Source organism: Methanocorpusculum petauri (genome assembly GCF_026891975.1).
Classification (GTDB): domain Archaea; phylum Halobacteriota; class Methanomicrobia; order Methanomicrobiales; family Methanocorpusculaceae; genus Methanocorpusculum; species Methanocorpusculum petauri.
The window spans coordinates 58111-80413 of the sequence record NZ_JAPTGB010000004.1 but is presented as its reverse complement, the minus strand read 5'-3'; the positions used below and the strand labels follow the sequence as shown (position 1 = coordinate 80413).

Annotated in this window: 23 protein-coding genes; 9 read left to right on the top strand and 14 right to left on the bottom strand. The window is 51.8% G+C overall.

Annotation, left to right across the window (positions count from 1 at the left end; translation table 11 throughout):
• Nucleotides 1–3: 3 nt before the first annotated feature.
• The 4 genes from mtnA to O0S10_RS02635 form a co-directional block, all read right to left on the bottom strand.
• The gene (mtnA, locus tag O0S10_RS02650; RefSeq protein ID WP_425438306.1) at nt 4–978 is read right to left on the bottom strand and encodes an S-methyl-5-thioribose-1-phosphate isomerase; all 975 of its coding nucleotides are present in this window, start codon (nt 976–978) and stop codon (nt 4–6) included.
• Nucleotides 979–1025: 47 nt separating this feature from the next.
• A complete protein-coding gene (locus O0S10_RS02645) occupies nt 1026–2321 on the bottom strand; it encodes a CoB--CoM heterodisulfide reductase iron-sulfur subunit A family protein (protein WP_268924351.1) in 1296 nt (431 codons plus the stop codon).
• Nucleotides 2308–2832, bottom strand: coding sequence for a gamma carbonic anhydrase family protein (locus O0S10_RS02640; protein ID WP_268924350.1), 525 nt, complete (start codon nt 2830–2832; stop codon nt 2308–2310). Before O0S10_RS02640 ends, O0S10_RS02645 begins: the two co-directional genes overlap by 14 nt.
• 90 nt (nt 2833–2922) lie before the next feature.
• Nucleotides 2923–3699 (bottom strand): substrate-binding periplasmic protein, encoded by a 777-nt coding sequence (locus O0S10_RS02635; RefSeq protein ID WP_268924349.1) that lies wholly within the window; start codon nt 3697–3699, stop codon nt 2923–2925.
• A gap of 257 nt (nt 3700–3956) precedes the next feature.
• Between O0S10_RS02635 and O0S10_RS02630 the strand changes: the two genes are divergently transcribed.
• Nucleotides 3957–4439: a phosphopantetheine adenylyltransferase gene (locus O0S10_RS02630; RefSeq protein ID WP_268924348.1), complete on the top strand. Its 483-nt coding sequence runs from the start codon at nt 3957–3959 to the stop codon at nt 4437–4439.
• Between the two features lie 70 nt (nt 4440–4509).
• Here O0S10_RS02630 and O0S10_RS02625 read toward each other — a convergent pair whose 3' ends face one another.
• The 4 genes from O0S10_RS02625 to O0S10_RS02610 form a co-directional block, all read right to left on the bottom strand.
• Nucleotides 4510–5295 (bottom strand): KilA-N domain-containing protein, encoded by a 786-nt coding sequence (locus O0S10_RS02625; protein WP_268924347.1) that lies wholly within the window; start codon nt 5293–5295, stop codon nt 4510–4512.
• A gap of 422 nt (nt 5296–5717) precedes the next feature.
• Entirely contained in the window at nt 5718–6590 is an 873-nt protein-coding gene (locus O0S10_RS02620; protein ID WP_268924346.1) for a LicD family protein, read from the bottom strand.
• Nucleotides 6591–6601: 11 nt separating this feature from the next.
• Nucleotides 6602–7582, bottom strand: coding sequence for a glycosyltransferase family 8 protein (locus tag O0S10_RS02615; protein ID WP_268924345.1), 981 nt, complete (start codon nt 7580–7582; stop codon nt 6602–6604).
• Complete coding sequence (locus O0S10_RS02610; protein WP_268924344.1) at nt 7579–8568, bottom strand: glycosyltransferase family 2 protein; 990 nt, start codon at nt 8566–8568, stop codon at nt 7579–7581. The genes O0S10_RS02615 and O0S10_RS02610 overlap by 4 nt, the downstream gene beginning before the upstream one ends.
• A 403-nt stretch (nt 8569–8971) precedes the next feature.
• Here O0S10_RS02610 and O0S10_RS02605 point away from each other — a divergent pair, with 403 nt between their 5' ends.
• The gene (locus tag O0S10_RS02605; RefSeq protein WP_268924343.1) at nt 8972–9361 is read left to right on the top strand and encodes a hypothetical protein; all 390 of its coding nucleotides are present in this window, start codon (nt 8972–8974) and stop codon (nt 9359–9361) included.
• A gap of 128 nt (nt 9362–9489) precedes the next feature.
• On the opposite strand, the gene O0S10_RS02600 is transcribed toward O0S10_RS02605, so the two are convergent.
• Nucleotides 9490–9906, bottom strand: a complete 417-nt coding sequence (locus tag O0S10_RS02600; protein ID WP_268924342.1) for a PaaI family thioesterase — start codon at nt 9904–9906, stop codon at nt 9490–9492.
• Between the two features lie 133 nt (nt 9907–10039).
• Here O0S10_RS02600 and O0S10_RS02595 point away from each other — a divergent pair, with 133 nt between their 5' ends.
• Nucleotides 10040–10720, top strand: coding sequence for a hypothetical protein (locus O0S10_RS02595; RefSeq protein WP_268924341.1), 681 nt, complete (start codon nt 10040–10042; stop codon nt 10718–10720).
• Nucleotides 10721–10895: 175 nt separating this feature from the next.
• Here the strand turns inward: O0S10_RS02595 and pdxT are convergent, their stop codons facing one another.
• Together pdxT and pdxS are read right to left on the bottom strand one after the other, a co-directional pair.
• Nucleotides 10896–11462: a pyridoxal 5'-phosphate synthase glutaminase subunit PdxT gene (gene pdxT / locus O0S10_RS02590; protein WP_268924340.1), complete on the bottom strand. Its 567-nt coding sequence runs from the start codon at nt 11460–11462 to the stop codon at nt 10896–10898.
• 6 nt (nt 11463–11468) lie between these two features.
• Nucleotides 11469–12344 (bottom strand): pyridoxal 5'-phosphate synthase lyase subunit PdxS, encoded by an 876-nt coding sequence (pdxS, locus tag O0S10_RS02585; protein ID WP_268924339.1) that lies wholly within the window; start codon nt 12342–12344, stop codon nt 11469–11471.
• Nucleotides 12345–12528: 184 nt separating this feature from the next.
• Between pdxS and O0S10_RS02580 the strand changes: the two genes are divergently transcribed.
• The gene (locus O0S10_RS02580; RefSeq protein ID WP_268924338.1) at nt 12529–13362 is read left to right on the top strand and encodes a hypothetical protein; all 834 of its coding nucleotides are present in this window, start codon (nt 12529–12531) and stop codon (nt 13360–13362) included.
• Nucleotides 13363–13542: 180 nt separating this feature from the next.
• Here O0S10_RS02580 and O0S10_RS02575 read toward each other — a convergent pair whose 3' ends face one another.
• The 3 genes from O0S10_RS02575 to O0S10_RS02565 all read right to left on the bottom strand — a co-directional run bounded on the left by O0S10_RS02575 (nt 13543) and on the right by O0S10_RS02565 (nt 16059).
• Nucleotides 13543–15057, bottom strand: coding sequence for a catalase (locus tag O0S10_RS02575; protein ID WP_268924337.1), 1515 nt, complete (start codon nt 15055–15057; stop codon nt 13543–13545).
• A 63-nt stretch (nt 15058–15120) separates the two neighbouring features.
• A complete protein-coding gene (locus tag O0S10_RS02570; protein WP_268924336.1) occupies nt 15121–15576 on the bottom strand; it encodes a hypothetical protein in 456 nt (151 codons plus the stop codon).
• 45 nt (nt 15577–15621) lie between these two features.
• Complete coding sequence (locus O0S10_RS02565) at nt 15622–16059, bottom strand: hypothetical protein (RefSeq protein ID WP_268924335.1); 438 nt, start codon at nt 16057–16059, stop codon at nt 15622–15624.
• Between the two features lie 94 nt (nt 16060–16153).
• Here O0S10_RS02565 and O0S10_RS02560 point away from each other — a divergent pair, with 94 nt between their 5' ends.
• From O0S10_RS02560 to O0S10_RS02540, 5 genes are all read left to right on the top strand, one after another.
• Nucleotides 16154–18292: a minichromosome maintenance protein MCM gene (locus tag O0S10_RS02560; protein WP_268924334.1), complete on the top strand. Its 2139-nt coding sequence runs from the start codon at nt 16154–16156 to the stop codon at nt 18290–18292.
• 10 nt (nt 18293–18302) lie between these two features.
• Nucleotides 18303–18626, top strand: coding sequence for a dihydroneopterin aldolase family protein (locus tag O0S10_RS02555; RefSeq protein WP_268924333.1), 324 nt, complete (start codon nt 18303–18305; stop codon nt 18624–18626).
• A 1-nt stretch (nt 18627) separates the two neighbouring features.
• Nucleotides 18628–19452 carry a TatD family hydrolase gene (locus O0S10_RS02550; RefSeq protein ID WP_268924332.1) on the top strand — a complete coding sequence of 275 codons (825 nt, stop codon included), beginning with the start codon at nt 18628–18630 and terminating at the stop codon, nt 19450–19452.
• Between the two features lie 44 nt (nt 19453–19496).
• A complete protein-coding gene (locus tag O0S10_RS02545; RefSeq protein ID WP_268924331.1) occupies nt 19497–20513 on the top strand; it encodes a DUF3089 domain-containing protein in 1017 nt (338 codons plus the stop codon).
• 185 nt (nt 20514–20698) lie between these two features.
• Nucleotides 20699–22240, top strand: a complete 1542-nt coding sequence (locus O0S10_RS02540; RefSeq protein WP_268924330.1) for a sodium:solute symporter family protein — start codon at nt 20699–20701, stop codon at nt 22238–22240.
• Nucleotides 22241–22303: the final 63 nt, after the last annotated feature.

The following is a 22303-nucleotide window of genomic DNA, read 5'->3' as shown; positions in this document are numbered from 1 at the left end:
TGGTTACATCTGCCTCAGGGAAGAAAAATCGTACGGCGGATAGAAAACACCCTTTTCGGTGATGATGGCCGAGACGAGATCAAGAGGCGTTGCGTCAAACGCATAGTTAATGACCGGCACACCCTCCGGCACGGTCGGTTTGCCCCAGAAGGACGCAACCTCGTCGCGGTTCCGCTCCTCAACCACAATATCGGCCTCAGCCGCATCCACGTCAAACGTGGATGCGGGCGCTGCCACATAGAACGGAATGTTGTGATGCTTCGCACAAACCGCATGCATGTAGGTACCGATTTTGTTGAAAACCGCATCGCGGGTTATGCGGTCAGCACCCACCACAACGCAGTCGATCTTTCCCTGACGCATCAGATACGCAGCTTCCGCATCAATGATCGACGTTACCGGAATAGCATCATGCGAAAGTTCCCACGCGGTCAGCCGTGCTCCCTGAAGAAGCGGCCGTGTCTCACAGGAGATGACCGAGATCTTCTTTCCCATCTTGTGTGCGGAACGAATCACCCCGAGAGCAGTTCCCCATGTGGAACAGGCGAGCGCTCCTGCGTTGCAGTGCGTGAGAACCGTTCCGATCTGCGGAAGAAGGGAAGCACCGTTATGGCCGAGAAGCATACAGCACTTCTCATCCTCGGCGGCGATGTTCTTCGCCGCAGTGATCGCAAGAAACTTCGCCATCTCCGGTGGCAGATTCTCCATCGACCGGAGAACCTTGTCAATACCCCACGCAAGATTTACCGCCGTCGGGCGGGTGCTCCGCAGAAGCTCCGCATCCGCGGCAACAGTTTCGGCAAACTCCGCGTCAGAAACACAGGACAGCGCAGACAGCGCAACACCAAACGCTCCGGCAACACCGAGAGCAGGCGCTCCCCGAACCTCAAGGCGGCGGATAGCTTCGGCCAGCCGCTCAACGGTCGTTACCTCAATCACAGAAAACTCAACCGGAAGCTTCGTCTGATCGATCAGCATGACCGAGTTGTTCTCATCGTTCCACCAGATCGTCTTCGTCTCATCCGTCACTGTTTCGCCTCTGATGCGTAGGAATCAATCGTCGCCTTCATGGCCGCAGCCCCGCCCGAGATGACGGAGTCCGGAATATCCTTCGGCGCAACGGCGGCACCGGCAATGTAGATACCCGGCCGGATTGTTCCGGCGGGATCGAGTTTCATGTCAGCGGGTGAAAGGAAGTTGTGGGCGTCCAGCGGCAGGCCGAGGGATTTTGCGAGCCGGACGGTGTCCGGCTCCGGCTCCATACCGACCGAGAGAACGACGAGGTCGGCTTCCAGATTTTTGAACTCGCCGGTCTCGGTGTCTTCGAGGGGAAGAACAAGTTTGTCCTTTGCCTGCTGTACTTCACCCGGGAATGCCCGGATGATGTTGACGCCCATCTGTTTTGCCCGTTCCGCGTACTCCTCGTAGCCTTTTCCGTAGGCACGGAGATCGTTGTATAATATTGTGACCTCGGTGTCCGGATAATGTTCCTTGATCAGCATCGAGTTCTTGAGGGCATACATGCAGCAGACGCAGGAACAAAGGTTCCGTCCCACAGAAATATCACGACTGCCGACGCACTGCACAAACACGACCGACTTCGGAGTTTCGCCGGTCGAAAGCCGCCGCACTTCGCCAAAGGTGGGGCCTCCGGCATTGATCATCCGCTCAAACTCAATGCTCGTGATAACATCAGGATACCGCAGATATCCGAACTGTCCCTTCTTCTGTGCATCAAAGAGCGTGTAGCCCGTCGCAATCACGACCGCGGCTGCCGGAATGGTCAGTGTCTGGACGCGATCCTCATCAATATGCAGCACCGCATTCTTTCCACAGACGTCATAGCAGAGACCGCATTCAATACAGTGCAGATTGTCTTTGACCACCCAGTTCGGGACTACCTGTGCGTGCGGTTTGTAGATGGCTTTTCGAACACCGAGTCCTGCGTCGAATTTATTGTAGACTTCAACGGGGCAGATGTTTACACAGTCGCCGCATCCGGTACAGTCAGCTTCGCGGATGTAGCGGGGATATTTGGTAACGGTGACGGTGAAGTCTCCAGCAGTACCTTCGATCTTTTCCACTTCGGAAAGGGTCAGCAGGGTAATATTCGGGTGTCTGCCGACCTCCGCCATTTTCGGGGAGAGGATGCACATGGAACAGTCATTGGTGGGGAAGGTTTTGTCGAGCATTCCCATGTGACCGCCGATTGTTGGTTCCCGTTCCACAAGCCAGACATGGATATTGTGGTTTGCGATATCCATTGCCGCCTGAATACCGGCAACGCCGGCACCGATTACCACAACATCATGCCCATTCATTCCGGTATCTCCTGCCCACATCGACATACGTGTCAGCGTTTTTGCGGTTTCCCGCTGTTTCTTCGGCGGTGAGTTCACGGACAACTTTTCCGGGAACTCCCATAACGAGCGAGTTTTCCGGAATGACCTTTCGTTCTGATACCAAAGCTCCTGCGGCAATGAGAGAACCCCTGCCGATCACCGCACCGTTCAGGACAATTGCTCCCATACCGATCAGGCAGTCATCTTCGATGGTGCAGCCGTGAATGATTGCCCCGTGACCGAGGGAGACGTTTTTTCCGATGGTGACCGGATGACCGATGCTTGCGTGAATGACTACGTTGTCCTGTACATTGGACCGGCTGCCGATGGTGATCGGCGCCATGTCCGCCCGCAGAACTGCACCGAACAGAACGGTGACGTCATCCCCAAGTGTGACATCCCCTGCAATCGTCGCGTTCGGAGCGACGAAGGTCCGCTCTCCCTTTTTCCCGCCGCAGGTAAGCTTCGGGAGACCTTCGCTGATATCCATAATAGTATTATAGTTCAATGCGGGGGGTTATCAGGATTTCGGATGAGGCGGCGTTTGGAAAAAAAGGAGAAAGTTTCCGGTATCAATTGTTCAGGAAAGCGTGATGGCGTATTTGCCCAGCAGTTCCTGCCACGCAGGGGATGCTTTCAGATCCACAATGCCGTTGTTGATCAGCTGCATTGTTGCCGTATCTCCTTTGCGAACGGCAACACCATACTGTTCGTTCGTTTCAATGGTACCGATTTTTTTTGCAACCCCTTTGGCGACATATGCGTTCACGGTGATGTCATCATAGATGACCGCATCACAGGTTCCGGCAGCAAGCATGGAAAATGCATCTTCAATGGTCGGTTGCGGCCGGAGATTTCCGGCGGCAAGGATGCCGGTTTCGTTGAGGTTTTTCTCGATCCAGAGATGCGAGGTTCCACCGCTCTGGGTTGCAATGGACACATTACCGGAAAGTACATCCTTTTCGGTGAAGGATGAGTCAGGCCGGACAGCAATTGCCGTGTTCACTGTCATGTAGGAGTTACTGAAATCAACAATCTCCGCACGTTCCGGCGTGATAGTCAGACCGCAGTAGACAATATCCACTGTCCCGTCAGCGACATTTTTGACAATGTCCTGCCAGGGCAATGGTTTGAAGGAAACGTCAAGGCCGTTCCGGTCGGCAATCCACCGCATGGACTCGACATCAAATCCCGTATATGTACCGTTTTCCTCAGGATAGCCGTACGGCGGGAAATTTTCGCCAATGCCCACAATAAGTGTTTTGTTCTCAGCCGGCGGAGTTCCGACACAGCCGGCGATCACCACTGCGGCGACGAGGCAGAGACACAGAATCCCGCACACACCATACTTTTTCATAATGATACCAATTACGACGCGGGCACATAAAAAATATTCCTGAATACGGGGTTAAGAGAGATTCAGTTTTCACGTATCTTCATACCTGCGGCAACTTCCAAAAAAACATACGGCATGCACAACCTCCCGGTCCCGGACTCTATCTACAAGAACGTCTTTGATCCGGAACACAAAAAAACACCCTGAAAACCACATCACTCCCTCCCCGCCCGATATACCAAACCTTTTTTCCCTGCATCCGATCAATACAACCCCAGATGAAAGTCATGGTCGGCGGGACGTTTGATCCCCTCCACATCGGACACCAGCTGCTGCTGCGGCGTGCCTTCATGACCGCAGGAAACGGCGGCCATGTGGTGATCGGTCTCTCCGCCGATCCGTTTGCCGCACGAAAACAGCACCCGGTCCGAAGTTACGACGTCCGGTTTGCAGAACTGACCGCATGGATCGACAGCCAGAACTTTGCGGCAACGTACGAGATCGAACCCTTATACGATCAGTACGGCAGTGCCCTGACCCAGGACTTTGATGCGCTGGTGGTCAGTTACGAAACATTTCCGGTGGGAAATGAGATCAACCGCAAACGAAAGGAGCAGGGAAAGGCAATGGTGGATCTCTATCAGATCCAGTGTGTGCTTGCCGAGGATGGCAAGGCGGTTTCTTCAACGCGGATTTATCGCGGGGAGATCAACCGCTACGGCGAGCCGGTTGCAGAAGAAGAGTTTCTGACAACCGAATAATCCTGTTGCTATTTACACAACGTATCCCTTTCCAAGACGGGAGTGAATTTTCAGACGAAACCTGATTGGATTATCTGTTTGCGATCTCCTTATCCCATGTTCGAAGTTTTTCCATCGAAGCATTTTGGGAAAGAGATCTCAACTGACGGATCGCAATTTCATTTAGCCGGCCAAGTCGTTCCTGTTGGGAAATATTTTCCTTCATGAACTCCGCATTGAGATTTTCAAGATTAGAAAGAACAACAAGCTGGGATATTGTGGCATGATCGCGTATATTTCCTGACACACCGGGATTTGCCGCCCGCCATTCTTTTGCAGTACTGCCAAACAGGGCGACATTGAGAACATCTGCTTCTGATGCATATGTCATTGCCTGATGCGTTTTGGATACATTTTCCGGAATCTGTGTTTCCTGAACTGCATCGGTATGGATTTTATAGTTAATTTTTGCGAGAGTCCGGGTGAGATTCCAATCCAGAGATAAACGGCTGTTTTCATCAGATTTTAACCGCTGGTAATCCTTGATAATGTAAAGTTTAAACTCGGCAGATATCCATGAAGCAAATTCAAAGGCAACGTCTTTGTGGGCAAATGTACCTCCGCCTATCCCTGCTTTGGAGAGAATGCCTATGGCATTCGTCTTTTCGATCCATTTTTTGGGGGATAACACGAAGGTGTTTCTTCCGGATTCAAGTCTCAGGGCATTAAATTCATCGACAATAAAATCCGGATTGTTCAGTGTTTCCCATAAGCCGAGAAATTCAATGGTGTCGCGGTTTCTCATCCAGTTTTTTATGACATCAGCAAGTTCATCAGTTCGGTATTTTGCAATGTCAGTGAGAGATATAGTCGTCAACAGTACCGCTGGAGAGAACAGTTATATGTACTCCATTGGCATGTATGGTATCTTTGAATATTCTGGATGTCATGAAATATTCCCGATAGGGAAATATATCCGGTTAAAAAATATAAGTATGTCGGATACCCGGAACAGAGTTTGGTTAATTGGTTGTATTAAACCCGTCGAATTCGACGGGTTTTATGGTTATGATTGACCGGTATATCGTATGAGTTAAACCCGTCGAATTCGACGGGTTTTCTTTCTTCACAACCGGTTGCAGAAGAAGAGTTTCTGACAACCGAGTAATCCGTTTTTCGTGAAAAATCTTATCGTTGTTTTGTGTGTACCTTTGTCCGCGGAATTATTTCTGTGCTGTACATGAGCAAATATCTTCTGGCAGTCCGGCCACTCCCTTTCATTTGATGTTTTTATCATTTTTATGGATTTTTTAGGAGGTGAGTTTCTTTGTACGCAGATAATAACCGATGAATTTTCGTCATATCCCCATACATCCCCAGATCAATTTCCAGAAGTCCGTGATTCTGCCGCTTGTCTTCCGGAGGAAGCGTCATGTAATCCCCGTACAAATTGGTAAGGACATCATGGTATTTCACGGGAACAGGAAAGAAAAATTCTTCAAAAGGAAGAGACGTGACATCATCAAAAATATCGGCATCCATGATGTCGGTTTTTGCGGAGAATGCTGCTGCTATTTTCTTTTTCGTTTGTCTGGTGTTGTAGTGTTGATAGACCTGTTCCCGGATCAATACGAACCGGTTATCGGAAAGATAACGAACAGGCAGCGTCGCACAATAGCGATATAATTTTCTGAATGGAGAGGTTGTGGGGAAATAATTCCGGAGAACGCTCATTGCAGCAAGGAAATATTTTCTCAGGAAAAGATATACCGAGGCCGATATTTTTCCATCGGGAAAATTATCATAGGGAAAAATGTCAATCCAAATTCCATGATGGATTGCAAGATCACTTTTACCCTCTTCTAACGCAAGTGTGTCATCCAAACAAATTTTCAGAAATGGATAGACATAATCTCGTTCCGTAAATGAATTTTGTAAGTGAAATGGGGGTATAAGTTCCGTATGACAAGCAGAAAGAAATCTTTCATACTCTTCTCTCGGCATTGCGATGTCAATATCATCATCCCATGGGATGAAGCCCTGATGGCGTACAGCGCCTAAAAGAGTGCCACCCATGAGAATATACCGGATCGAATGTTTTTCACAGATTCGATTGACTTCAAGAAGAATTATTAACTGCACAAGCTGCAATTTTCTTAACTGATTATTCATCCAACATCCACCTACCACCTGAATTTCTTCACGCCGCGTACTTCATTCCATCCGCGGCGGAGGAGATTACACACAAATTTCCGAAGCGAGATGATACGCCCCGTAAGTACCACTTCATCAAGCGGGGCACGAGACACCAGCAATCGTACGGATGGCATATATTTCTCAGGTGCATTTCCCCACGGAGAACGAAAGAGGTAGCGCCAGTACTCCCAAGACACCGAATGTCCGATATTTCTCCAGGGTTTCTCTCCAATATAATGGATAACACAGTTTGTGTAATCATTATCCGGATGGAATAAAACACAGTTGTTGTATGTTTCCGGCAGAATCTTGACATCGTGAGAAAAGACGATGTTTAATAAATCCTGATCTGGAAAGGGAAGGGCTGGGTATTTTTTCAAAATAATTTCCACCGTTTCTTGAAAATTATATGCTGTCCGGATTTTTTTCAAATTCATGAGGAGAAAACCTGCGTTGAAATAATTTTCATGAGGAACGTTCATGTTTTCATGACGTTTCCAAATTGATTTACTCCAGTCAAACATGCAACTGTCACGAACTGCGGCGACGGCAAAATTTTCATTCCATAATTTCTGATTCCAAATCTCTGCCAGGTCACAGGTGACGACAATATCACCATCAAGATAGAGAACCCAGTCAAGATCAGGTAAAAGATCGGGAGCAAAGAGTCTCAGGTATGTAGCCGGGTTCCACCTTTTTGTTCCGGGATGATTGAGAACATATGCAGGCAGCTCAATGTGATGATAGCAAATCTCAACCCCGAACATCTCTTCCATCTGCTGATATTTCAGCTGATTTTCCTGATACTCGGGAGAGTCCTTATGCAGATTTTCATCGTACAACAGATGTACCGTTACCGGCAGGGAACAGTTCATCACAAGAGAGGTTATCGTAACGCCGATGTGCTGATTGTACGGATCGGCCAAATCCCACATGCCAAACATCACATGCAGCCGATCGAGATTCACTGCTTATCCCCCTCCCACTTTCTCCGCCACACATACTTGTTGTAGCACTGATGAACCCACACGCAGAGCGGCGTCGGCAGATAGGAAAGCATCCTAAGCATTCGTTTCTTCTTTGCCCACCCGACCGTAACCCGGTCAAGCTGTGAACGCGCCTCTTTCGGATACCCGCGATCCAGATTCTGCAAAACCGTTGACAAAATCCATCTCTCGTGATACTCCACAATCTGCGGTGTTCGTTCCGCCTCAAACAGTTCCGGCTCGCCCGGTACCGGAACAGAAAATCCCTTACTGTACTTACACAGAGAACCCGGCAGTTCCGCCATGTAGGTTCCGAGAAGTTTCGGCTCATAGGCAACTTTTCCAAAAAGAGCCATGCGGGTTGCGAGATCGGCATCCTCCCCAATAATATAGTCCGTCTTAAAGAGACCAACATCGATCACCGCCTTTCGCTCGTACACAATCCACGACGTGAGAATCCCAAGGCCGTCATAATCCATACTCAGCTGGAAGTAATCTATGTAGCCACGCGGACATGGCATAATCCTGTTCGTACCAAACCCGTCGGGATACTGCCACCGATGTCCGCCCGCGTAAAAGATCGCCTCCGGAAAATCTGCAATAAGCCGCTCCATCACTTCCAGATACTCCGGTACCCAGAGATCATCCGCATCCAGAAACGCCACATACCTCCCGCGGGCCGCAAGGATACCATCGTTTCTCGCATTCGCCGCGCCCTTCCCCGACTGCACCACAAACCGGAACCTCTCCGGCTCTGCCGCCGCAAACTCCCGGCAGATCCCATCCGTATTGTCCGAAGACACCCCGCCGATCATCACCACCTCATACGACAAACACGTCTGCGCAAGCACTGACGCAATCGTATCCCGGATATACGGTTCCTTATTGTACACCGGCATAATTACCGAAAACAGGGGTGCTGTCTCCGTACTCAACCGCTCAACCTCAACTGACTTTGCAGAACTCATACCTTGATTCCAGACAAAAACGCGAAAGCTCACGCTCCCCGCGAAAGAAAATTTCATATATCGCCACAGCGAAAAAAACAGAGCCGGACCTCACAGACAGTTTGGCCACGCTATGGGGCCGGCAGCTCCTGTTCTTTCAAACAACTTGTTGAGAATTATCGTCGATCTTCTCCTGTCCCTCCCGTATAACCATCATGCAACAAAATCGCAGGATGCAGTTCCTGAAAACCATTCGTGTGTTTCCTTGTACCAGACAGATACACCAGATTTTAATATCATATTAATTTTAATATTATATTATTTTTAATAAAATATTACTTTACAATAATATGTATTCATCACAATTACTGTGTTGCATTATTTTGCTCAAACTAATACACACCGGGATGCAGAGTAGTACTACATGGCCCGCACCTCTCAGGAATCCTCAACCTCCATAAACTTCCGCATGCCGGACAGTATCCGGAAAAACATTGACCGGCTTGCTGCGGAAAACAACCATGACCGGACCTCCGAAATAAACGGAGCCTGCAAACACTGGATAGAAATCGGCGGCAGTGCCGCAACTGATGAAACAACCTTTCAGAAAATAGAACAGCTGCAGCAGACCATCACCGGCCTTGAAGACGAACTCCGCAGCATGAAAGAAAACTTCCGGCATCTTGAAACACAGATCGCCGCAACCCTCGACCAGATCCAAAAGGAACGCGAACTCCTCCTCAGAATCATCGAAAGCAACGAACACACCATCAAACTCCTGATCAAAACCTCCCTCGATGACAAATCAGAATAACCCGGCCGGGCCCCCCTCATCATCATTTTTTATTCCGGATCACACTCCCGAAAAAAATTTCGCGGCACTATTTTCAATACCCCCGCAGAGGCCTTCCAAAAAAAACGAAAAAAAAACCGGAAATTATCTCACGCCTTCGTCATCGTATACGACACAACCGTCCGTGACAGAAGCTCTCCATCCGGCGACCCTTTCCGCACCTCCCCCTCCGCAAACACAATCCTCCGGCCTTTCCGAATGATAGTCGCCACACCATAAATCTCCCCCTCGCACACCCCGCGAAGGAAACTCGTCGTCTCCGAAATAGTTGCAGTTCCCTCCTCATCTCCCGCAACCGCAAGAATCGCCAGAGCAATCGCCTCATCCGCCAGAATCACATAAAATCCTCCCTGCAAAAACCCGACCCCGTTATGCAGAGCGGGTGTTACCGTCATCTTCAGAACAGCTTTTCCCTCTCCCCAGGAAACAGGTTCAATTCCAAGTGTCTGAAACGTAGGATTTGCCTTGGATCCTATGGATGCTATTTTTTCCACATAGGGATGCATACAAATCGTATGTGCGGGATAGAACAAAAAGGATTTCCCGTTATTTCTTTCGAAGGAGAAACATTTACATGCTATCGAAGAATATAGTAAACCTACCCAACCAGCCAGTACCTGGACTGTGGAGGAAAATCCAATGAAAAAAGTAATGATGGTTCTTATTGCCGCAGTTGTTCTGGCACTCTTTATCGGTGCCGCCTCGGCAAATGATTCAGTCGGCGGTGACCGTGGCGTCATTCAGCTGAAATGCAACGTTGACGGCGCAACCGCAGTATTAGTTTCAATTAACGGCGATGAAAGCGAACCGCAGACCGTAACCAATGGTCAGGCAGAGTTCTCCGTGTACACGACCGCAACCCCGTACAAAGAAGTAAAGGTTTCCGCAGACGGTTATGAAACCGCAACCGCTGCAGTCACCATGCCCGCAAAAGGCGAAACCAGTGAAGTTACCGTGAACCTTGTCCCGGCTCAGTCGGTCGGCGGCGATCGCGGTGTGATTCAGGTAAAATGCAGTGTTGAAGGAGCAACCGTTGAACTTATCTCCGTCTCCGGCACAGTTGCCTATACCGGAACAATCAAAGACGGTCAGGCAGAGTTCCCGGTGTACTCCACCGCAACCCCGATCACGCAGGTCAGAGTATCTGCAAGCGGCTACAACACAGCAACCGAACCGGTCATGATGCCCGGAAGCGGCGAGACCTCAGTTGTTGAAGTCACCCTGACTCCGGCACCAACCCCGACCAAATCCCCGATGGGACTTGCACTTGTCGGTCTGCTGGGTGCAGTCGGTGCTGTTGTCCTGCTCCGCAGAGACTAAACACATTCATTTTTTTCTTTTTTGCTGATACCGTATCCGGACCCATGCTGCGGATGCCCGCAATTCACCTCACATACGTTCCAGAAAAACTCAGCATATGTTTTTCGTGGATTACCCCAACAAAAATGATTCACAAAAAAATCTCCAAAAAAAGCAAAAACAAAAAAAAACGAAATCAGTTCCCCGCAACCATTGCCAGAAAGAACTCATGAATCCGCGTATCCGCATCAAGCTCCGGATGAAACGCAAGTGCCAGCTGATTTCCTTCCCGCACCGCAACAATACGGCCGTCCACCTCGGCAAGAACCGCAACGCCTTCTCCCGGATCACGGACACAGGGCGCCCGGATAAACGTCATCGGCACCTCGCCCACACCCGCAAACGGTGCGACCGTCTCAAAACTTCCCAGCTGTCTCCCGTAGGCATTGCGCACCGCCGTAATATCCATCGTCGCAAGACAGGGAACACCTCCCTCAACGCGTCTTGCAAGAACGATCAGACCCGCACACGTACCCATCACCGGAAGACCGCCGGAAATTCGCTCCCGCAGAATCTCAAACAATCCGAGATCATGCAGAAGCTTCGTCATCGTCGTGCTCTCGCCGCCCGGAATCACCAGACCATCAAACCGCCCGTCAAGATCCGCAGCCTTCCGGATCTCAAACGTCTCCGCCCCCAGGGACGAAAGCCGCGCCGCATGCTCAGCAAACGCCCCCTGAAGAGCAAGAACACCAATCCGCATAGAACCTTACTGGCCCCGCTCCGCCATCAGAACCGCAATCTCTTCCGCATTAATACCGACCATCGCCTCACCGAGATCCTCGGAAAGCTCAGCCAGCATCTGCGGATTATTATAGTTCGTCACGGCCTTCACAATAGCCGCCGCACGCTTTGCCGGATTACCCGACTTAAAGATACCCGAACCCACAAACACACCTTCCGCGCCAAGCTGCATCATCAGCGCCGCATCCGCAGGAGTTGCAACACCGCCCGCCGCAAAATTCACCACCGGCAGTTTCCCGTTCTCATGCACAAACCGGATCAGATCATACGGAACCTGGAACTGCTTTGCCGCCTCATACAACTCATCGCTGCGCATCCCCACAACCTGACGGATCTCGCTCTGCATCGTACGCATGTGACGCACAGCCTGCACCACATCGCCGGTTCCCGCCTCGCCCTTCGTTCGGATCATCGTCGCACCCTCCGCAACGCGACGGAGCGCCTCGCCGAGATTTCTTGCACCGCACACAAACGGCACCTGAAACTGCGTCTTATCGATGTGGTACACATCATCTGCGGGGGACAGGACTTCACTCTCATCAATGTAATCGATCTCAATTGCCTCAAGAATCTGTGCCTCCACAAAATGGCCGATACGAACCTTTGCCATCACCGGAATAGACACAGCAGCCTGAATGCCCTTGATCATCTTCGGATCGCTCATCCGGGACACGCCGCCTGCCGCACGGATATCCGCAGGAATACGCTCCAGCGCCATAACCGCACATGCTCCGGCGTCCTCTGCGATCTTTGCCTGCTCCGGAGTCGTCACATCCATAATGACTCCGCCTTTCAGCATTTGTGCGAGTTCTTTGTTCAGTTTCGGACGGTTTTCTGTCATAAATATCACTTCAAATATTGTGTTCAGACGGCTGAACGTATTCCGCCGTAGAATGGATTACATTTATTTTGCTGAGATAATATGAGACTTCCGGAAGTGCCAGATATTTTCTTGAAATCCGGACGATTTCCAACCGAAAACAAGCCCCGCATTTATCATTTTCCACAACCAATCTGTATCTCAGATGCAGTTTGCCAGATTCCGGTTTGCCACACTTCACAAACAGTACCTCCTCTTCGACGGCCCCGTCCCGGGGCATCGCAACGCCCCCGACTCTGCCGCCAACAGTTTTCTCGCCTACTGTTACTACGACGGGACCGGAGGCCTGACCTGCCTCCTGCTCACAAGAACCCTCTTTGCAGACGGGAACCTTACCATTCTCACTGAAACACCTGCGGACGCTCCTGCCCTCCTCACCGCAGACCTGCTTGCAGAAATCCACTGCATCCCCATCCGCCGCGGCGTCTTTGACTTCTCCCGATTCGCCTGGGCGGAAACGCTGGCCGAACAGATCGATCCTGTCCCGCAGAAAAACGACACCATTCTTCTAAGCCGTATCTGCGGCGTATGCGTTCATCACTTCGGCAGAAGCGGATGGCGGACATGTCCGGCATTTCCAAACGGCATCCCCGCAGAACTCTGGAACGCCGAGACCGATCCAAAAATTCCCTGCGGAGCGGGAATCGGATTTGTGCAGAAAGAACTGCGGCTGTTTCTGGAAGTCTTCGATGCGGCTTCCGGCAAAGTACTCTACCGCTATGAAGCAGAAGGCAACCCGCGCTGTCCGGAACAGGTGCGGGAAAGCTCTGACCTTTCTGCATCCGCCCTTACCACCTTCCGGAACATGATGGACGACTGGCACGCCCATCTTGCCGAACCCATGAAGGAACTTCTGCACTGTACCGACCAGGACGGTGCGTTCATCAAAGAACTTGCCGCAATTAATGTTGTCATGACCATCAACAAACAGACCGGACGCGAGGTCTACCGCATCATCGACGAGTTCCCGGAATATTGAGAAAAAATTTTAGTTTGCGTGGGCAGGGCTTTGATCCAAAAGTCCAAATATTTTTTGAGAGCCCTTGGCTTTGGTTCTTCACGTAACCATGCACGCAGCCAATCAAAGTCAGCATATTTTTTATTCGGAAAATTTTTGCTCGAACAAATCTTCTCCGGAGAAAAAAATTTGAAAAAAATTTCACGCAGGAATCGTTGCCGCAACAAGGGACGCATGATCCCCCTTCGCAAGCTCGGCGACCCGTGCCGCATCCAGCCCCAGTGCCTTCGTCATCCGCTCACCGTACTCGGCATCCGCCCAGACACAATGAACCGCATGGCGGTACTTGATGTTCTCCGTACACGGCGCAATATTTCTTGCCGTGTTCTCGATCAGAAGCTGCTTCTTATCCTCGGCAAGAATCCGCCAGAGATTTCCGCCCGCACGGAAACAGTCGTCGGTGGGGTCCTGAGCCGGATCAAATGCGTACACAGCACCCGAAATATCCAGCGCAGGCTCCATCACCTCAGGCTGCGCAGTCCAGAACCCTCCGCTGTTCGGCGTATATGCCGGAGTCCCGCCGTAATTCCCGTCAACCCGCATTTTTCCGTCACGGTGATAATCATGAACCGCAACCTTCGCACGGTTAACCGGGATCTGATTATAGTTCACGCCGAGCCGGTACCGCTGGGCGTCACCATATGCAAACAACCTTCCCTGCAAAAGAATATCAGGACTGAACCCGATACCCGGCACCACATGGGCCGGAGAAAACGCCGCCTGCTCAACCTCCGCAAAATAATTCTCCGGATTGCGGTTGAGTTCAAGAACACCCACTTCAATCAGCGGATACTCCGCGTGTCGCCAGACCTTCGTAATGTCAAACGGATTCTCAGAATGATTCTTCGCCTGCTCCTCGGTCATGATCTGCACATACAGCGTCCAGCGCGGATACTCGCCGCGTTCAATAGCCTCAAACAAATCCCGGCCGTGACTCTCGCGGTCCTTTGCAATGAGGGCTTCCGCCTCCGCATCCGTCAGGTTCTTGATTCCCTGCTGCGTCTTGAAATGGAACTTGCACCAGACCCGCTTGTTCTCCGTATTGTAGAAGCTGAAGGTATGACTGCCAAAAAGATGCATGTGGCGGTAGCTTGCAGGAATACCGCGGTCGGACATCACGACCGTTATCTGATGGAAACACTCCGGCAGCAGTGTCCAGAAATCCCAGTTGTTCTGGGCTGACCGCAGATTTGTTTTCGGATCGCGTTTCACCGCACGGTTCAGATCCGGGAAGTTGTGAGCATCGCGGATGAAGAACACCGGCGTATTATTGCCGACCATATCCCAGTTGCCGTCTTCGGTGTAAAACTTACAGGCAGCCCCGCGAATATCCCGCTCCGCATCGGCTGCTCCCCGCTCGCCGGCAACGGTGGAGAACCGCACAAAGACCTCGGTCGTTGTGCCGGGCTGGAAAACTTTTGCTTTTGTGTACTGCGAGATGTCGTGCGTAACCGTAAAGGTACCATATGCCCCTGATCCTTTCGCATGCATTCTGCGCTCGGGAATGACCTCGCGGTCAAAGTGGGCGAGCTTTTCCAGCAGCCACACATCCTGAAGCATGACCGGACCGCGTTCCCCCGCCGTTATCGAATGCTCGTTTTCGGCAACCGGAGCACCGACTTCGTTGGTGAGTTTCTTGTGTTCGGATGGATTCATCGTATGGGAAAATAGGAACTGCAGGTTATTATAGGTTCGGGTGAAGGAAAAATGAGGGAAGGATCAGACTTCACTCTTTTGCAGAGGAAGTTCCGAACCGTCAGGCGTCGTCAGAACAGCAGAACCATCCGCAGAAAGCGTCACCACAAACTTCCTCTGCAGCTGGGCTTCAATCGTATAGACGTTTTCATTTTTGGAAACGGTTCCGTCCGTCGAGACGAGATTGGAGACGGAGGAGAAACCTTTCTTCTTATTGCAATCAGAGACAACCGTGCAGCTGCCGTCCGACAAAATGGTGATGGTATAGTCCGTGGTGATTTCCGTGGTCTTACCCGTACCAGAATCACTCTGCGTTACCTGTTCGCTCGCGGTCCACACACCGACCACGGGATCTCCGGCAAGCGGATTGGAGGCAGGTGTCGGTGTCGGCGTTCCGGGTGTGTTCGTTTCAATACAGCCGGCGGCAAACACTACGGCTATGAGGAACAGAACACAGGCAATCTGGGAAAAATATCTCATATGGGATCTAGGATCAGAACAGCAATAAACGTTTGCACAGATATTTCAGGACGCATCTTTCTGAAGAAAAATCTCCGAACCGTCCGGTATCATCATCATCATCATCGCAGAACCGTCCGCAGAAAGTGTCATCACATACGCTCCCTCTGAAGATCCGCCAATCGTATAGACGTTGTCCTCTTTGGAAACGGTAACATCCCCCCAGAAAGAATAATCAAAAGAGGAACTGCCCCGCTTATCATAATGATAGGTAAGAGTACCTCTGCCGTCCGCCTGAACCCGGACTTTATAATTCTCGGAAATCTTCAAAATATCACCAGTACCGGAATCGATCTGGGTGGTCTGTTTGTTTCCGATCCATTCTCCCAGAACCGGATCTCCGGCAAGCGGTTCTGTGACCGGAGAGTCCAATCCCACACAACCTGCCGACAGCACCCCCACAGTCAGAAGCAGAACAAGAACAGTCAGCACCCCGTACTTCATACGGGATTTTAGGACGAACGCATGGATAAACATTTGTACAGCCGGGACATTCCAAATCCTCATAACCTCACGCACCAAACCACATAACCACGAGGTGAGATATCTGGCAGAACTCGAAATCATTGATCGTTCCGAAGAATGGGCGGTGTTTCTGAAAAAGAAATACAAAACCGAACTCAACAAACTCGCCCGGGAATACCCGTACACCAAATCCCTCACCATCGGCTACGACGTCCTCGAAGGCTACGGCAAAACCGGAACAATTCTCGCCGACGAACTGCTGGAACGTCCCGGAAAAACCCTCGAAGACATCCGTGACGCCATCCGCACCGCCCACCTCATCAGCCGCAAAGACCGCGAAGGAAACGACACCTCAGAAGATGTTATCTCGGGCATCAACATCCGGTTCATCCGTCTCCCGCGAAAAACCCAGATCCGGGACATTCGTGCCGAACACATCAACAAATTCATCAGCGTTGACGGCATCATCCGCCGCGTAACCGAAGTTCGGCCCCGGCTCGTTATCGGCGCATTCCGCTGCGCCGCAGGACACTTCACCTACAAAGCCCAGGACTACGGCACCTACACAGAACCCGACGTCTGCGGCAACGCCGAATGTACCCAGAAAAAACTCGAACTCGTCCAGAACAAATCCACCTTCATCGACTCCCAGAAACTCCGTATTCAGGAAACCCCTGAAGGACTCCGCGGCGGCGAACAGCCGCAGAACATCGACATCGATGTTGTTGACGACCTCTGCGGTATCGTCTCTCCCGGCGACCGTGTCATCGTCAACGGCATTCTCAGGAGTGTCCAGAGAATCACCGGCGGCCAGAAAAGCACCGTCTTTGATCTCTTTGTGGAATGCAACTCCATCGAAATCTCCATCAAAGAGTTTGAAGAGGTCAACATCAGCGAAGAAGACGAGGAAACCATCAAAGAGATGGCAACCGACCCGGCCGTGTACGGCAAAATCGCCCGATCCATTGCCCCGACCATTTACGGAAACGACGAAGTCAAGGAAGCAATTGCACTGCAGATGTTTGGCGGCATTGCCAAGGAAATGCCGGACGGCAGCAGTCTCCGGGGCGACATTCATGTTCTTCTCGTTGGTGACCCGGGTATTGCAAAATCCCAGCTTCTCCGCTACGTCATCAAACTTGCCCCCCGCGGCATCTACACCTCCGGCAAATCCGCATCCTCCGCAGGTCTCACCGCCGCCGCCGTCAAAGACGACCTCGGCGACGGGCGGTGGACCCTGGAAGCCGGAGCACTCGTGCTTGCCGACAAAGGAATCGCCGCCGTTGATGAGATGGACAAGATGCAAAGAGACGACCGCTCCTCGCTCCACGAAGCAATGGAACAGCAGTCCATCTCAGTCGCCAAAGCCGGCATCAACGCAACTCTCCGTACCCGCTGCTCGCTTCTCGGTGCAGCCAACCCGAAAATGGGACGGTTCGACGAGTTCACCAACATCTCAGAACAGGTCAATATGCCGCCGTCGCTGCTCTCCCGGTTTGATCTCATCTTCATCATGAAGGACAAACCTGATGCGGTTCGCGACTTAAACATTGCAAACCACATCTTAAAGTCCCACATGGCGGGAGAAAAGATTATGCACCACAAAAAACATCCGATCCCGGGAGCGGACGACGAGTACTTCAAACGCGAACTCGCCCCCGTGATGCCCGAGATCGATGCAGTGCTGCTCCGTAAGTATCTCGCCTACGCAAAGCGGAACTGTTTTCCGATGCTCACCGATGATGCAAAAGAGATTCTTGTACAGTATTACCAGAGCCTTCGCGGTGTTGCAATTGATTCCGACAAACCCGTACCGGTCACCGCCCGCCAGCTGGAAGCACTCGTCCGCCTTGCCGAGGCCAGCGCCCGCGTCCGGCTTGCGGATGAAATTGATGTCGATGACGCAAAACGGGTGGTCAAGATCGTGGACACCTGTCTCCGACAGGTGGCATACGACCCCGCAACCGGTCAGATCGACATCGACAAAGTCGCAACCGGCATCAGTAAATCCAGCCGCGACATGACCCGCGTCCTTCGCGAGACCATCAAGGTTCTTGCCGAAGGCGGGGGTTCCGCCAAACTGGACAAAGTGATCGACACGATGGTCAGCCAGCACCATTACGGCAAAGACGAGGTCGAAAAACTTCTGGACAAAATGAAGCGTCAGGGCGATATTATTACGCCCAGAAATGATACCGTAAAACTACTTTGAGGAACAACCCATGGCAACCGACAGAGAAAATGCAGTGTTTGAAGCAGCGATTAAACTCGGTGCACTCTACCACCAGTTTGTGGGAACACCCATCAGCAGATCAACCGCCGACATAGTCGAGGCAGCAATTGAAAGCGCCGTCTCGCTTCAGCCCTATGTAACCTACATCGAAGTGCATCTTGACCGCTCTCTCATGAACGAGAATCCGTTCGGCTACTCCGAACTGACCGGCGCGATGTACCATGCGGTGATTGAAACGAAGTTCGGCGATGCAACCTGCCGCGCCCAGCTGAAGTTTGAGAACGGCTATCCCATGATGAAAATTCTTGAGTAAGATGCAGGTATCCTTTCCTATCCTCGACGACCATTTCCACATCAATCGCCGGACGGGCGTGGGACCCGGAGTGGTGAAGGAGTTCATGCGTTCGGGCGGGACGCACATCGTTCTCGTGTCGCTTCCCTCCTGGTCGCACGAGATATTTCCGACACGGCCTGCGGAGTTCCGGCCTGTGTTTGACGAGCTGCTTGAAACCGCAAACGCCGTCCGTGCCGAAGGCTGTATCTGTTATCCGATCTGCGGGGTGCATCCGGCAGAGATTGGAAAGCTCTGCACCCGCATGAGCCTCGGCGAGGCCGAGGCTCTCATGTGCGGGGCACTGGACCTTGCCGCAGCGTACGTCGCCGAAGGGCATGCCATCGGCCTCAAGTCAGGCCGTCCCCATTATCCGGTAGAACCGGAGGTCTGGGACGCCTCCAACCGCGTGCTCTCCCATGCTCTCACCCTTGCGGGTGAGCTGGACTGTGCACTGCAGATTCACGCCGAAAGCGGTGCCTGTGCGGACGTGGTTGAACTCGCAAAAGTTGCCGGCATGAATCCGGCCCGCGTCGTCAAACACTTTGCCACCTGCGAAACGCCGCTTCACCCGTCCGTCACGGTTCGCGAACCCTTCCTTGCTGACTGGTTCGCAGAAAAGCGCGAGTTCACCCTGGAAAGCGACTACATGGATGATCTCGCACGGCCGGGGGCGGTGAACGGACCGCGGTCCGTTCCCCGCAGAATGCAGCGGATGCTCCAGGAAGGATCCGTGACCTCCGAGGATATGTGGCGGGTACACTCCGCCGTGCCGGAGAAGATTTACGGTGTACCGTTTGTGGTGTGACGGGTAAGCAGCCCTTATCCCACCATACGACCTATCCTTTTCTGATGAACACCCGTCTGCTCCTTATACCGGTACTCGTTCTCGTTGTCATCACCGCAGGCTGTATCACTGCACCGCCCGCAGAAGAAGATCCTCTTCAGCCGCTTGACTACGCTCTGGCAGAAAACTGGGCGTACCTGCCGGATACCTCCGAAGAAAAACCGGTCGATGTTTTCTACCTCTACCCGACGCTGTTCAAAACACTCTACGTCGATGCGATGAACACCAGCGACCCCGATCTCCGGAACGGGGCGATCACCGACGTTCTGATGAAGAAAGGTGTCTTTGCCGATACAGCAAACATCTACGCCCCCTTCTACCGGCAGACCGGTCTGTACTCAATGCTTGGAAACGGTACCTGGACACACGATCAGTATATCGCTGAAAAACGTGCCTACGAGGATGTGAAAACCGCATTCCGGTATTATCTGGAAAACTACAACAACGGAAAACCGTTCATCCTTGCCGGCCACTCGCAGGGATCATACCGGATCAAACAGCTGATGATCGATCTCTTCGTGGATCCGGAACTCCAAAACAAACTCATCGCCGCATACCCTATCGGCTACACCATCGCAGAGTTTGAACTTGCCCAGTATCCTCAGCTCAAAGCAGCCGCCGGAGAAACCGATACCGGCGTGATCGTTACCTACAACACGCAGGGAAGAACCACCTCCGGTAAAAACACGATTGCCATGCCCGGGGCAATCGGCATAAACCCGCTGAACTGGAAAACCGATGAAACCTACGCGAATGCTTCTGAAAACGAAGGAGCTGTATTTTTCTACAATAACGGTACAGTATCAGCAGAGATCCCGGACTTTACCGGAGCATACCTCGCGGAGGTCAACGGATCTGTTGTCCTCATTGCCGACTCCCCCGACCCGACCGAGTACTCCCTGCCGGAACTGTTCGCCGAAGGCGTGTACCATGTCTATGACTACTACTTCTTCTACGAAAATCTCAAAGAAAACGTTGCTGAACGAACCGCGGCATACTTTGCGGAAATGTCAGCAGCCTGACACATCTTTTTTCACAATCCCGTATCAAACCGAATATGTTATATGACAACACCTAACACTCTTATGGTATGATACTTGGATTACCTGACATCACCGTGCTGACAGTGGGCGGCACGATTGTCATTGTGTTCATCCTTCTCATCCTCTGGGGTCTCACCTTCCCCAAGGTGGTGGAGGAGTAATCAATGGGACTTAGTGAAGGAAGTACGCTGGTCACTCTCGCACTCATCATCATTTACTTTGTGGTACTGCTCGGTATCGGTGTGTGGGCATCGAAAAAGATCAAAAACTCAGAAGACTACATGCTTGCCGGCAGAAGTCTCGGATTCTGGCTGTTCACGCTTTTGATCGTCTGTTCCATCTGCAGCGGTATGACGCTCGTTGGTACCAGCGGGTTTGGCTATGCATCAGGCTGGCCGGGAATCTGGGAACAGATCTTCGTGCCCCTTGCAGCCGCATTCTGTATTATTTTCTTCGGCTCCAAACTCAACAAAATCGGGCGGGAAAAAGGATGCATGACCCTTGAGGACTACTTCGCCCTCAGATACGAGAACAACAAAGAACTTCGTGCCCTCTCTGCTCTGGCAAGCATTGCGGTCAGCCTGGTCTATCTCGTCGGTCAGTACACGGCAATCAGTATTGTTCTTATCTGGGTGTTTGGCCTGGAACACTGGCAGGCGCTCCTGATCTCAGGAATTATCATAACGGCATACACCGTGATCGGCGGTCTGTATGCCGTATCCTGGACAGGACTTGTGCAGGGACTGATTCTCATCTTCGGCGTTCTGCTTGTCTCGCCGTTCATTCTCAGCTACGCAGGGGGCATTGAGCACATTAATACGGTTCTCGCCTCGATTGATCCGAACCTTGTCATGCCTGCATTCCCGAACGCCTATGCAGCGTATGCCTACTGTACGCCCGAGTTCCTCTTCTCGTTCGGCATTCTCCTGATAATCGGACTTGCCTGTGCGCCGCACGTCATGTCCAATGTTTTTGCGGCGAAGAAGATCTCCTACTTCAAATGGGCCCCGCTCGTTGCATTCGGAATCTATCTGGTGATTATGCTGCTGGTCAAGATCTCCGGCATGGGTGTTCGCGTCATGGCAGAAGAGGGGAAACTTGATGCCATCGCGGCAACAAATGCTCCCGACTTCGCACTAATGTACGGCATTCAGGCGGCAGCTCCCGGCATCTTCATCACAGGACTGTTTGCGGTCATTGTGCTGTCTGCGGTCATGTCCACCACCGACCGGCTGATGCTTACGGTGGGTACAGAATTTTCGTGGAACATCTTCAAGACCATGCTTCGTCCGAACGCAAGCGAACGGCAGGTCGTCCGGATCAGTCAGATCTGTGTGCTGATTGCAGCCGTCATTTCACTGATTCTCGCTATCAACCCGCCGGAGATGCTGGCCTTCCTGATCTGGCTGGGTATCGGCCTCATGCTCTGTTCATTTGCCGTCCCGTTAATTGCCGGCCTGTATTGGCGGCGTGCAACCGCTGCCGGCGCAATTGCGAGTATGGCGGTCGGGTTAATCGCTTCGATCGGGTTTGGCTACTACTATCAGTTCGTCGAAAAACTTCCGATGCACTTTTCGATCTATGCGCTGGCGCTTGCCATCATCGCAATGGTGGTGGTGAGTCTCCTGACCCAGAAGAATTCGGATGCGGCACTGGAGGAAACTTATACCGGCCCATACCTGCATCCCAAAGAACTCAGCAAATAATCCTTAAAAAATTCTTTTTTTTCCGAAAACATTCTTTGTCCGATCCCGCGTCCGTTTGGCGGG